The organism is Ruegeria sp. H6, from assembly GCF_056532975.1.
This window is the reverse complement of record NZ_JBQFOA010000011.1, coordinates 146155-158491: the sequence shown is the minus strand read 5'-3', so window position 1 is coordinate 158491 and position 12337 is coordinate 146155. Positions and strand designations below refer to the sequence as shown.

Genomic DNA, 12337 nt, shown 5'->3' with positions numbered 1-12337 from the left:
TTGAGGAAGCTTCTGAACAGAAATATCAGGGGGGTCACTTTTGGACGCCGATTACCCCAATACAGGGGTCAATTTTGCATGCCGTTTCACAACGATAATCGGTTGCAGGTCGCCGTAGGCGATGGCCCATTCGACTTTCAGGTCGCTAATCACTGCGTCGAATTTCTCGCGCTGTGTGCGGCTCATAGTGTCGATGATTTCTTGCCCACGTGCGAGCGGGTCTGCTTGTTCATTCATTTTGAAATTCCTTGGCTTGAATGATGTCGAGAAGGTTAGCCTCAAACGCTTCGGTCCATTGTGGCTTGGCTCGAAGTCGTGGGAGGAGATCGGTAGGACGAAAAAGCTTGTGGCTACGTCCGCTGGTCTTTGGGCCGTCGATAGATGGCAGGCCGCGCACTACAGCGCGGACGCGATAGAGGCCCCATTTGTCCGCCGTCGCGGCCCGAATATCGTTTGTTGACACGCAATAAGTCTCAATGCCTTGCGGCACGTTGCTGCTCCTTTCAGGATTGGGAAAAGGCCCACGACCCCGCCGTGGACAGGTCAATTACTAAGCTGACCTATGTGGAAAAATTTACCACAAAATGCAGTTTTTTCAACTTGGAACGGGTCACCCACTCATAGTGAGCAACTACGAATATATAAATTCACGCTACCTGCGATATACCAAAAGCAGACGGTTCCGGTTGTTCGATGATCAGTCTCTAGCGTCAGTGAGTTAGCTCTCTAAGCCACGATGAAACCAATTTAGCCAGATCGATTTTGGCGGTGGCTCAAGCGACCAACTCTGGGCCAACCGTCTCCGAAACTCGTTGGACAGTATATCCACAAATTGGCCCTGCGGCGGTAGCTTCCTTTGCATTCGCCAAGGTATGACCACTCGCGCGCCAGACTGAGACCTCCTCTCCGAGAACCTTTTGGCAAATCATGCAAAGGCTACAGAAAATCTTGGGTCCCATCGGCACCAGAACAACCCTAGAGACCCCGCGAAGCGACAGTATCAACGACCGCATCTGCCAAAAAGTTTGGTAGGGAGATAAAACCGGGTACTGCACCACCCGGTCCATTCCAAGAACATCAAAGAAGGTTTGATTAGCTTGGTGAACTTCCTTGGCAAATTTTGCGTCATGTCCATCCGGGAAGAACGCAAAAGCAGCACTTGGATCAAGGTACTCAAGAGCCCCAATTGCGTGGTCCGCTTCATATCCCAGCCCAAGTATCAGAGTGGTTGGCTTTTCGGGGTTAGCTGTCCAGCCCTCGAAACCAGCAAGCGGTCCAAAATCCAAGAAATCGACTTCCTCACGTGAGGGAACAGTAAAATCTGCAACTGCGTACAAAATACTCAAAGTGCATCCGGAAAAAAAATCTGACTCTAGCAACTCTCCTAAGAGCGCTGACATAGCGCCACGATTCAAAGAGGAGACATCTAGGCAAATTCTACGATTATGAAAATCAGTAGCACCTTGCTTTCGCAGGACAGCTTCAACAGTGTCTGACGCGTCCAGTAGAAGGCCGTTTGTGCGTTGCAGGAACTCCAAATTTTTGTTGAAGCTTAGAATTTGGCCTTCGGGAAACCGATATCCCATGATGGTTTTGCTTCGAGATGCATAGGTCTGCGCAACGTGGCGCGCTCTGGCCTCGTAGCCCACAGCAAATATAAGAAGATCGAATTCCTCTTCGTCTGATGGAAGGTGGTTGATAACATCAATCTTCATTCCGCAGATCCATTTGTGCCTGAGCACCGCTAAGCTTTCGCCCAAGCAGGTTTTCCAGAGATACTGCCCTATCCAAAGCCAAGGGCAACTTATAGTAGACTGCAAGCATGTAATTCAATCTGAACCTCTTGCCGACCACACTCGAGATTACGTCTTCGGAGTCTCCATCTGGCACGTAGACCAAAGCGCCAATGTTCAGAGCCTTTCCAATTGCAGCCAAATGGCTGGAACTCACGCCTTTGCCAACTCTAAATGATAGTGGAGGGTTGTCCGAGAACTTGCCTGCCATCACGCCCGCATATAGCGCGTTACCAATATCGTCCAAGAATGACAAAATTCCTTTTCCATGGTACCGTCTGTCTCCATGAGGAACGGTCTTCAATAGAGAACGCATTATGCGGATTGAACGTCTAACCTCATCAGCTTGAACCCGGCTTGATACGGTAGATTTTCCATCCTTTCGCACGTACTCAGCGATGATAGGAGAAAACAAATTGATGACGCTGCGCGGATTACCCTCGGTAAGGGCGAGCATTGAAGGGTTGCCGGTGTACAAAGCGTAAGTTTTGCGCGACCGAGAGTTTAGCTTCTCAGGCCGAATGTCCGACTTGGAGCTTTGAGAAAAATACTCTCTGATGATCGTTACGTTGCGGACCTTTCGAAGTGTCTTCGCGCGGGTAGCCTCGTCGAGTTGATCTACCGCCGTCAAATCTATTCCTCTACGTGCTAGGTACTCCCGAAAGCTGGCGTCTTTCTCGCTCAACCGCTTGAAGACTTGTCCCAATTGGCGATCGTCATTGTACTTGCTATCGGAGTTTTCGATTTCGTCCGAGTCTTCATCCTCGAACGAGAAATATGACCCTCCCAACAACTTCTCCACCGGGACTGACAAACCAGCTTCTGCTAACATCCATTCGCATAGTCGCTTCGAAAACTCGTACCCGCCCTCCTTGCGGGCAAAGGTTAAATCAACATGTTTGTAGTCGTGATTTGGCGCTGCACCCAGTCCGTCTAAGACAGAGCGAAAATTCTTATTAAATGGGGCGAGAGCCAGCTTATAGTTGATCTTTAATTTACTAACTTCGCCTCTCAAGTCAGCAAAGAGAGATTCCTGAACAAACGTCGGCGCGACCTCCATCTCGTCAAAGATGTAACTCCACCTACGATCGCTTAGCTTTGAGACTTGGTTATGAATGTCTGTGGCGCTCTTAATTCCCTCTCGGTAGTCAACAAAGAGAAACTTGTTTTCACGCTCTCGGATAATGTCAGAACCGAACCTCAACTGGTTTCGCAAGACGCCAATCTCTGCCAGTCGACGGGACAGGTCACGCTCCATCTCAAGGAAAGTATACGCTCGTGGCGAGAGCATCCATGTATCGGCAAGGTGCTTGCAAATTTCCTGTTCACCGGAAGCACTGATTTGTGGCAGGAGAGAGCGTGTTCTTTCGTCAACCGTATCACCGAGGGCGTTCCAACCAACAAAGGTGTTCATCGTCGCTTTGAAAATGTGCGTGGTGAAAGCACTCATGCCGAGAAGCTTCGCGGATTCTGCATCTGGGACAGTCTGAGTAATTCTTTTGAGTTGACCGTGCCAACTTCTATCTGCGGCAACAAAGACAGATACGAAATCTACTTTGTCCTTGAACTCCTCTGCTTGGTCGCCCCCCCAATGATTCAATGCCGAGTGCGTTAGCATCTTCAAGAGTGTTGTCTTTCCAGAACCACGTGGGCCAGAGAGTACGGTATGATCTCTCGAAACAATATCTCTTAAAATGTTGGTTGGTGGCACAAAGCTTGTGGCAATTTCTTCATCAGTCTTGTGCTTTGCATTGAACGTATCAAAAAAAGAGCTCTCAATCATTTCGCACCGCAAGCTCCAAGATTGTTTCACCCAATTTAGTAACGACAATGCCATTCTCATCGAGCGATTCTGAAAGTGCTTTCTGATCCGTCGGCATCAGAAACTTGGTCTCAGGCCTGCTACTTTCCAATTCAGCCCAAGACAGCTTGCCACTTTCCTTGACACGTAACGCGATCTCGGTCGCGAGTGTGGGTATATGCCCTCGGAATCCGAAACCAGTAGATACTGGCAGGCCTCCCGGTATACTCTGTTCCGAAAGCCAACCCATACCGGGCACCCAATTCCAAGATTTTAAAGTACCCTCGGTTTTTGATCGCGTTCCTTCGGGCACATCCGATATAGTGATCTCGTAGAACTGGTTTGGACTTGAGTTGTTCAAATCGTTCACTCGGGTAGCTGCAAAACTGGCACATGATAACACAATTGGCGCAGTGTTGCCCCCAGCGCAAAAAAGGTCAGAACGGTGCCGATGGCCATGAAGGAACAGCCATTCTCCCATTTTGTGCTCGCTCAACAAATGGGCCAAGTTCTCTGAGCCCTTCATAGGGCTGCTATCGTCAAAATCGTCTGTCGAGACTGGACGAATGTGGTGGTGAAACAAACAAACGTTATGTTTGTGTGGGGCAGCCGAGACCGAGATTTCGACCTTTCTTTTGATAGCTTCGAGGGTGATATCGCTTACTCTACCATGATCAAGCTCGCGCGCTGCGTCTGGACCATAGCCGTGGAACGCGCATGAGTTTACATTGAGAAGTCGATAGCTCGAACTTTCGATCAGGGAGAAGTTGTTTGCCCAGTATTCGAGGATGTTGAGGTCATCATATGTTGAGTCTGCGAATGGAAAGGCTGGGGACAGACTGCGAACAAAACCGCGAGGGTCGAACTTGTTTTTGGTATGCCGAGAATCGAGATCATGATTGCCTACCGCGCCAACAAGCTTTGTTCGTTTCTCGCCAGCCGCCAAAGTACTCAAAGTGGACCATACTCTCTCTATTGCCTGTGGATCAGCCCGATCTCCAAGGTCACCCGCGACGATCAGTAGGTCTGGTGCTTCAACATGACCGCCCCTGAATAGCTCCTCAAAGCCAATCAGAGGATCAACGTTTGCAGTTCTCGAGGTCGAGGAAAAATCGATAAAGGAAGGAGCAGCCTTTTCGCTGGAAGCTTCTAGCGCAGCAGAGCAGAACGCATGCAAGTCGGAAAGAACAACGATCTTCATCTATTCAATTTTTGATTATTAACTCTGGGCTTTTTCGCCGTTTAGCTGCGAACCCAGATATGTTTCGATGCACACTGTAACTCTGCGCACCCCATTCTTGGGCAATGTCTGATACGACTTCATCGTCGATAAAGCTCATCAGAAAGTTTGCTCCTCTTGAGTCAATTTCACGCAACACACTCGCGAGACGAGACGTATCATGTACACTGAAATGCCCTTTTACATATTCGTTAAATATCCGACCTTGAGACAGAACGTACGGCGGATCGAGATACACGAAATCACCTTCCCGGACATTCTCAAGTAGCACATCGATAAAATCGCCTTGTACAAGCTTTGCTGATCTCAGTTGCTTAGAACAAGCGAGGATATCTTCCAAGCTGGGATTTTCTCCTCTACGTGCAGATGCATAAGGAACATTGAACTTTCCGCTCTTGTTGGTTCGAAACAAACCGTTGAAACAATTTCGGTTCAAGTAAAGCATCGAAATTGCCCGGCTTAAACTGTCACTTTCATCGCCAAATCCAGCACGTATTGACAGGTACGTGTCTTTATCACGCGAAATTGCCACTAAACGTTGGTGTAGTGACTCTGGATTATCGCGGACCTGTTCAAACAGGTTGATTACGTCCCAATTCAAATCGGACAGAATTGCTTCATTGGGCCGCAAATGAAAGTATAGCGCCCCGGAGCCTACAAATGGTTCCAGATACCTTTTGTAGCCTTCCGGTGAGTGTTGTCTCAGACGGGCAACCACGGCACGTTTACTCCCTGCCCAACGCAGGAACGGTTTTATTGGAGAAAGATCGTTGATGCTGAACCCGCCCTGAATATCTGGCTGAGTGTGCAGCCTCGACTGGGATTGGTCAACTATCACAGGGCCTCCACGGCTCGAAAAACGTGCGCTGGCATCTTTTGGAACCCGCAGCCTTCCGCATCTTGCCATTGCCAAACCTGCCAGATTGGTTCCAAGGCTTAGAATCCACTCCGCAGGCTAAGTAACCGTACCGCTCGGCTATAGATACTCCCGGATGCTTAAAGGTGATATTGCAAAACCAGTTAGTGAGGCTGAGAATCTGTTCTTCTCAAGTTGGTAGCTAAGGTGTTTTTAACGCGCAAAGTTGCTCACAATTTTCGGTACCCAAACGCTCCAATTCGGTAACGCGCCGATTCATGCCAATCCAAAAACAACGCTTACCTATTGATAAATATACACTTTATATGAACCATCAGGCTGAGCCCATCAGGATTCCAAGGTCGCCCATGATGAAGTTGATATGAACGGTTAGACCACCCAAAAAGTCATGCAAAAACGTCACACAAAGAAGCATACAAAGCTGTGTGACGTTTCAGAAAAAGTGTTTATTTTTCGATGGTTGTGGTAAAATTCTGAGAATCGAGTCTTCTCGACCGCACCAACTCTCTCAGTGACAGTCTTATCGTCAGCTCAAACGCGCGCCGTTTGGGTCGAATCTGTAGGTTTTGGCGGGTTCATAGCCGAATTGGACGGCTTGGCCGGGCGAGACGTCGTGTTGACCGAACAGGCGTGCGGTGACTTGATGGTCTTGGACCACCGCGATGACGTTTGTGTCGCCGCCCAGATGCTCAACATGGGTGACGTTTGCGCTGAGCGCGCCGTCATCTGACAGAAACAGATCCTCGGGACGGATGCCGGTTGTAACGTCGGCGCTTTCGCCCACAAGGCTGGAGGGGAAGAAATTCATCGAAGGCGCGCCGAGGAATCCGGCGACGAACTGGTTGGTTGGGTTGTTGTAAAGCTCCATCGGGCTGCCGACCTGTTCGACGCGTCCGTCGCGCAGGACGACGATCTTGTCGGCCAGGGTCATCGCCTCGGTCTGGTCATGGGTCACATAGATCATCGAGGCGGCGAGTTGTTGATGCAGATTGGCGATCTCAAGCCGCGTGTTCATGCGCAGGGCGGCGTCCAGATTGGAGAGCGGTTCGTCGAACAGGAACAGCTTGGGTTCGCGCACGATGGCGCGGCCTATGGCGACGCGCTGGCGCTGACCGCCGGACAACTCCGAGGGGTAGCGATCGATATATGGCTCAAGATTCAGCATCTTGCTGGCCTTGGCGACGCGGTCTTCGATGACTTGCTTGCTCTGACCTTCCTGTTTCAGCGCCAGCGACATGTTCTTGCGGACGTTCAGATGGGGGTAGAGCGCGTAGCTTTGGAACACCATCGCGATGCCGCGTTTCGAGGGCGGGGTGAGGTTCATCAGCTCTCCGCCAATGCGCACCTCACCTGCGGTCACATCCTCAAGCCCCGCAATCACCCGCAACAGGGTGGACTTGCCGCAGCCCGATGGACCGACGAAGACGACAAATTCGCCGTCTTCCACGTCGATGTTGATGTCCTTGAGGACTTCGACAGTGCCGAAGGACTTACATACGTTTGTCAGCGTCAGGGCGGTCATTCGGATGCCTCTTGCAGCGAAATGGGTTGGCCGGTGCGGATGCTTTCATCGGCGGCCAGACAGATGGCCAGCGATTGCACGGCGTCATTCATGTGGCGGGTCAGGTCGATATCTTCGGCGATGGCACGCAGCATATAGGCCTGTTCCGCGTCGCAAAGCTCCTGATGGCCGGGCTCATCCGGCATGTCGATTGTCCGGTCGCCGTCGGGGCGGTGAACCAGAAGGCCACCAACCCTGGTATGGCCGTCGATATCGGCGGATGCACCCTTGTTGCCGTCGGTGATCGAGACCGAGCCGTTGGGCGATACGATATCTTTCACGAAGAATGCGGTTTCTGATATCATCGGGCCCCAACCGGCCTCGTACCAGCCGACCGAGCCATCGGCGAAGATCACCTGAAACTGGCCGTAATTATACATGTCCTCGGCGATCTCATCGCTCAGGCGCAGGCCCATACCATGGACGCGTACCGGGTCGGAATCGGTGATCTGACACATCACGTCGACATAATGCACGCCGCAATCGACGATGGGCGAGGTGGTCTGCATCAGTGCCTTATGCGTTTCCCACTCGGCACCCGACGACTGTTGGTTCAGGTTCAGGCGGAACACATATGGCCCGCCCAGATCGCGCGCCTCGGCGATCAGGCGCATCCATGAGGGGTGGTGGCGCAGGATATAACCGATGACCAGTTTGCGGTTGGTCTCATTGGCTTTTGCAACGACGCGCTTTGCATCGGCCACGGTGGTCGCCAGCGGTTTCTCGACAAAGACATGCGCGCCAGCCTCCATCGCGGCACAGGCGAAATCGGCGTGGCTGTCGGAATAGGTTGCGACAACAACCAGATCGGGCTTGGCCTCGGCCAGAGCCGTGTGAAAATCCGAATAGGCCGGATAGCCCGTGAGATCGGGGTGATCCACACGACCGGACCGGTTAACCAGTCCGACGATTTCAGCATCCGGGTGGTGATGGTGGGCCAGCGCGTGGCTGAGGCCCATATTGCCAAGGCCGGCGATCAGAACTTTGGTCATTTGACAGCTCCTGAAGTGAGGCCGCGGATCAGTTGGCGCGAGAAGATGACATAGAGCACCAGCACCGGCAGGATCGCCATGGATAGCGCCGACAGAACCGCGTTCCAGTCCGTGACGAACTGGCCGATAAAGACCTGGCTGCCCAGCGTGAGGGTCTTGGTCTCCTCCGCCGGGGCGAGGATCAGCGGGAACCAGAGGTCATTCCAGATGGGGATCATGTTGAACACGGCAACCGTTGCCATGGCGGGGCGAACCAGCGGCAGGACCAGCCGGAAGAAGATGGTGTATTCCGACAATCCATCGACGCGGCCTGCGTTTTTGAGATCATCTGACACTTGCCGCATGAACTCGGACAGTATGAAAACCGCCAGCGGCAGACCTTGCGCGGTATAGACCAGAATCAGCGCCCAGAGCGTGTTGACCAGACCGGTGGCCACCATCATCTCAAGGATCGCAACAGTGCCGATGCGGATCGGGATCATGATCCCAAGCGCCAGATAGAGGCCCATCAGCGTGTTGCCCTTGAACTTGTATTCGCTCAGTGCAAAGGCGGCCATGGCCCCGAACAGCAGGATGAAGGTTAGCGACACCACCGTGACGATCATCGAGTTCTGAAAGTACAGGAAGAAATCACCTTGCTTCATTACCGTCTGGTAGCCGATCAGCGAGAAGCTTTCGGCATCCGGTAGGGCGAGCGGTTCGCGAAAGATCGAGCGGCGGGATTTGAAGCTGTTGATGATGATCACAAAGACCGGGAACAGGGCGATCAGAGTGTAAAGGATCAGCACCCCGTGCATGGCAGCGGTGTTCAGCGGGTTATGGCGTGCCTTGTTCATCGCTTTGCCCTCACAACTGATACCGGCGCATCCGGGTCTGGATGCCGAAAAGGTAGATACAGACACCGACGAGGATGATCGCGAACATGGCTCCGGCGATGGCCGATCCCATATGCGGATCACCCAGTTGTAGCTGGAAGCCAAAGAATGTGCGGTACATGAAGGTGCCGAGGATATCGGTTGAGAAATCCGGCCCCGCCAGCGCACCTTGCGAGACGTAGATCAGGTCGAACGCATTGAAATTACCCACAAATGTCAGGATCGAGATAATTCCGATCGAGGGCAGGATCAGCGGCAGTTTGATCTTCCAGAAAGCCGACGCTCCGGTGATGCCATCGATCTCTCCGGCCTCAAGGATCTCTTCGGGGATCGACAAAAGGGCGGCATAGATCAGCATCATCGGGATGCCGACAAATTGCCAGACCGAGACCAGCGCAAGCGTGGTCAAGGCGTATTCTTCCTTGCCCAGCCACGGCGCGAACAGGGATTTCAGGCCGATCGCGTCCAGCATCGACGGGGCGATACCCCAGAGCGGCGACAGGATCAGCTTCCAGGCAAAGCCAACGATCACAAAGCTCAGGATGGTCGGGATGAAAATCGCCGACCGATACAATGCTGCGAACCGCAACCTCGGATGCGACAGGAGCGCGGCCAAAGCAACACCAATGGGGTTCTGCACTAGCATGTGGATCAGGAAGAACCAGAAATTGTTGCCAAGCGCGTTCCAGAACTGCTCGGACCAGATCGGGTCGAAAAACAGGGTTTGGAAATTCTGCAACCCGACATAGATGCGGGTTTGATCAACTTCGCTGAACAGCGCCAGTCGCAGCGTGTTGAACAGGGGGAAGATCATCACCGCCGTGTAGACCAGAACGGCAGGCGCAAGGAATACGGCGATGTGCCATCTGATGCGACGGGTTTGCATGGGAAACTCCCGAAGGAAAGTCCGGACGCGACGCCAAGGCCGCGTCCGGTGTGAGTGGTTCAGACTTTACTGGTGCGGTGGGTACCAGCTGGCCAGACCGTCTTGCAGGCTTTGACCAAGCGCCTCGGGCGACTCGGCGCCTTTGATGGCAGCAACGGATGCGCCCCAGGTTTCGTTTTCCAGGTTTGGCGTGCCGCGCGACAGGATCTGGTAGGTCGACCGGATCGTGCTTTCGCACTCATCCCGCCAGCCAACGATTTCCTTGGCCAGCGGATCTTCCAACTCGACCGGAGTGCTGGAGAGCGGGAAGAAGCCGGGCAGGGCGTTGCCAAAGATGCTGGCGAATTCTGGGCTGGCGACCCACGCCAGGAACGTGCGTGCCGCTTCCTGATTTTCGCTGGCGGCGTTCATACCGATGCCGATATCGGTGTGGTCCGATATATAGCAGGTGTCACCCGCATTCTGGACCGGCGGCTTGAAGGCGCCCATTTCGAATTCAGCCTGCGTGTTGAAGCCTGAGATTTCCCAGCTGCCCGCAGGGTAGATCGCGGCACGGCCCAGCGTGAACAGGTTCTGGCTGTCGGGATAGGTCTGTGCCTCGTACCCGTCACCCAGGTAAGCACCCCACTTGGCCAGTGTCGCATAAGGTGCAACCCACTGAGGATCGGTCAGTTTCTGGTCGCCCTTGATCAGCGCCAGGCGGCCTTCTTCACCTTTCCAGTAGTTCGGGCCAATGTTGTTATAGCCCATGGTGGCGGCTTCCCACTGGTCGTTGGTGCCCATCGCCATCGGGATATAGGTGCCGTCTTCCTTGATCTTTTCCAGCGCGGCAAAGAACTCGGCCTCGGTGGTGGGAACGTCAATACCCAACTCGTTGAAGGCGTCCTTGTTGTAGATGAAGCCGTGGATCACAGATGCCATCGGAACGCAGAAGCTGGCCGATGCGTCATCGGTCTGCCACGCAGATTTCGCCACGTCCGAGAAATTGCTCATCGCGTCCAGATCAGACAGATCGGTCAGGTGACCCGCTTCATAGAGCGCCAGCGAGGCATCAAACGGGCGGCAGGTGATCAGATCGCCCGCCGATCCGGCCTCAAGCTTGGAATTCAGCACGGCATTGTACTCGGCCGGTGCCGAAGGGGAAAAGATAACCTTGATGCCGGGATGTTCCGCCTCGAATGCCGGAATGATCTTGTCCTGCCACAAGGCAAGGTCGTCGTTGCGCCAGCTTTCGATGGTCAGCGTGGCGTCTTGTGCATAGGCACTTGTGGCAACCAATGCGGTGCTCAGCAGGGCCAGGCTCAGGGTTTTGCGTTTCATTTGGTCTCTCCCAGATTGTTGTCTTGTTTGTGTTTTCTCAGCCGATCCAGCGCAGGGCGCAGATGGTCTTTGGTCTCAAGCAGCAAGTTGCGCGCAGCCTCGCGCGTTTCGGCCCCTGCGGCCAGCAACGCGGCGCATTTCAGGTTACCATCTGCTTGTTTCAGGGCGGTTTCCGCCTGATCCGGCGCGGCGCCCGTCAAGTGCTGGACGATGCCATTTGCACGGGCACGCAGCTTGTCGTTGTCCGCGCGCAGATTGATCATCATTCCGTCCTGAACATGGCCAAGGTCAACGGCCATGAGGGTCGACAGCATGTTGAGCGCGATTTTCTGTGCGGTGCCTGCCCCCAAACGGGTCGAACCCGAAATCAGCTCGGGCGGGGTGGGCAGAAAGACCGCGTGATCAGAGAGCTGCAGCAATTTCGATCCCGGATTGTTGGCAATCCCGATCACCACCGCCCCGCGGGTGCGCGCAATTTCCGCGGCCGCAACAGTATAGGGTGTGGTGCCGCTGGCCGAAACCGCGATAAGCGTATCTTTGTCGGTGAGTTCGCTCAGTTCGGTGCTCAGATCATCGGCGATGTCTTCGACCTCACCCGGCATCTCAGCCGAGGTTGGCAACCCGCCCGCCATACGAATGCGAACTTGCTTGGACGGGATTGAGAACGTCCCCCCCAGTTCTTGCGCGTCCGCAGCGGCCATCAGGCCGGAAGAGCCCGCAGCCAGATAGTGTAACACGCCACCGGATCGAACCGTTCGCGCCATTGCCTGTGCGCCCAATGTGATCGGCTCCAACGCCTCCATCGGGGCCTCAGCTGCAGCAGCTTGCGCGCGCGCCAGCAGATGAGCGACCTCATTAATCGGTCGCGCGTCCAGCCCAAATGCATCCTGATGCAGCTGTTCTGTAACTGGCGTGGTCACCTGATTCTCCCCTAAGCTTCATGCATCATACCTTTTAGATACCATTAGTCTACCATTTTGTTCGATTGCGCC

Annotated in this window: 12 protein-coding genes; all 12 read right to left on the bottom strand. The window is 53.8% G+C overall.

Annotated elements, in window-relative coordinates; translation table 11 throughout:
* Nucleotides 1-51: 51 nt before the first annotated feature.
* The 12 genes from ACR0AG_RS17310 to ACR0AG_RS17255 all read right to left on the bottom strand — a co-directional run bounded on the left by ACR0AG_RS17310 (nt 52) and on the right by ACR0AG_RS17255 (nt 12265).
* Nucleotides 52-237 carry a hypothetical protein gene (locus tag ACR0AG_RS17310; RefSeq protein ID WP_480841185.1) on the bottom strand — a complete coding sequence of 62 codons (186 nt, stop codon included), beginning with the start codon at nt 235-237 and terminating at the stop codon, nt 52-54.
* Nucleotides 230-490, bottom strand: a complete 261-nt coding sequence (locus ACR0AG_RS17305; protein WP_480841183.1) for a hypothetical protein — start codon at nt 488-490, stop codon at nt 230-232. Before ACR0AG_RS17305 ends, ACR0AG_RS17310 begins: the two co-directional genes overlap by 8 nt.
* 283 nt (nt 491-773) lie before the next feature.
* Nucleotides 774-1715, bottom strand: a complete 942-nt coding sequence (locus tag ACR0AG_RS17300; protein WP_480841181.1) for a hypothetical protein — start codon at nt 1713-1715, stop codon at nt 774-776.
* Nucleotides 1705-3576: an ORC-CDC6 family AAA ATPase gene (locus tag ACR0AG_RS17295; protein ID WP_480841179.1), complete on the bottom strand. Its 1872-nt coding sequence runs from the start codon at nt 3574-3576 to the stop codon at nt 1705-1707. Before ACR0AG_RS17295 ends, ACR0AG_RS17300 begins: the two co-directional genes overlap by 11 nt.
* A complete protein-coding gene (locus tag ACR0AG_RS17290) occupies nt 3569-4795 on the bottom strand; it encodes a metallophosphoesterase family protein (RefSeq protein ID WP_480841177.1) in 1227 nt (408 codons plus the stop codon). Before ACR0AG_RS17290 ends, ACR0AG_RS17295 begins: the two co-directional genes overlap by 8 nt.
* A gap of 4 nt (nt 4796-4799) precedes the next feature.
* Nucleotides 4800-5672: a DNA adenine methylase gene (locus tag ACR0AG_RS17285; RefSeq protein WP_480841175.1), complete on the bottom strand. Its 873-nt coding sequence runs from the start codon at nt 5670-5672 to the stop codon at nt 4800-4802.
* A 565-nt stretch (nt 5673-6237) separates the two neighbouring features.
* On the bottom strand, nt 6238-7233 hold the full coding sequence (locus tag ACR0AG_RS17280; protein WP_480841173.1) for an ABC transporter ATP-binding protein: 996 nt from the start codon (nt 7231-7233) through the stop codon (nt 6238-6240).
* Complete coding sequence (locus tag ACR0AG_RS17275; protein ID WP_480841171.1) at nt 7230-8264, bottom strand: Gfo/Idh/MocA family protein; 1035 nt, start codon at nt 8262-8264, stop codon at nt 7230-7232. The genes ACR0AG_RS17280 and ACR0AG_RS17275 overlap by 4 nt, the downstream gene beginning before the upstream one ends.
* Nucleotides 8261-9100, bottom strand: a complete 840-nt coding sequence (locus tag ACR0AG_RS17270) for a carbohydrate ABC transporter permease (RefSeq protein ID WP_480841169.1) — start codon at nt 9098-9100, stop codon at nt 8261-8263. The genes ACR0AG_RS17275 and ACR0AG_RS17270 overlap by 4 nt, the downstream gene beginning before the upstream one ends.
* 10 nt (nt 9101-9110) lie before the next feature.
* The gene (locus tag ACR0AG_RS17265) at nt 9111-10025 is read right to left on the bottom strand and encodes a carbohydrate ABC transporter permease (protein ID WP_480841167.1); all 915 of its coding nucleotides are present in this window, start codon (nt 10023-10025) and stop codon (nt 9111-9113) included.
* Nucleotides 10026-10091: 66 nt separating this feature from the next.
* On the bottom strand, nt 10092-11345 hold the full coding sequence (locus ACR0AG_RS17260; RefSeq protein ID WP_480841165.1) for an ABC transporter substrate-binding protein: 1254 nt from the start codon (nt 11343-11345) through the stop codon (nt 10092-10094).
* Complete coding sequence (locus ACR0AG_RS17255) at nt 11342-12265, bottom strand: N-acetylmuramic acid 6-phosphate etherase (protein ID WP_480841163.1); 924 nt, start codon at nt 12263-12265, stop codon at nt 11342-11344. Before ACR0AG_RS17255 ends, ACR0AG_RS17260 begins: the two co-directional genes overlap by 4 nt.
* Nucleotides 12266-12337: the final 72 nt, after the last annotated feature.

Bases quoted from the DNA above. Each gene is read 5' to 3' on its own strand.
- ACR0AG_RS17310 (WP_480841185.1), bottom strand. From the start codon at position 237: ATGAATGAACAAGCAGACCCGCTCGCACGTGGGCAAGAAATCATCGAC.
- ACR0AG_RS17300 (WP_480841181.1), bottom strand. From the start codon at position 1,715: ATGAAGATTGATGTTATCAACCACCTTCCATCAGACGAAGAGGAATTC.
- ACR0AG_RS17295 (WP_480841179.1), bottom strand. From the start codon at position 3,576: ATGATTGAGAGCTCTTTTTTTGATACGTTCAATGCAAAGCACAAGACT.
- ACR0AG_RS17290 (WP_480841177.1), bottom strand. From the start codon at position 4,795: ATGAAGATCGTTGTTCTTTCCGACTTGCATGCGTTCTGCTCTGCTGCG.
- ACR0AG_RS17280 (WP_480841173.1), bottom strand. From the start codon at position 7,233: ATGACCGCCCTGACGCTGACAAACGTATGTAAGTCCTTCGGCACTGTC.
- ACR0AG_RS17275 (WP_480841171.1), bottom strand. From the start codon at position 8,264: ATGACCAAAGTTCTGATCGCCGGCCTTGGCAATATGGGCCTCAGCCAC.
- ACR0AG_RS17270 (WP_480841169.1), bottom strand. From the start codon at position 9,100: ATGAACAAGGCACGCCATAACCCGCTGAACACCGCTGCCATGCACGGG.
- ACR0AG_RS17265 (WP_480841167.1), bottom strand. From the start codon at position 10,025: ATGCAAACCCGTCGCATCAGATGGCACATCGCCGTATTCCTTGCGCCT.
- ACR0AG_RS17260 (WP_480841165.1), bottom strand. From the start codon at position 11,345: ATGAAACGCAAAACCCTGAGCCTGGCCCTGCTGAGCACCGCATTGGTT.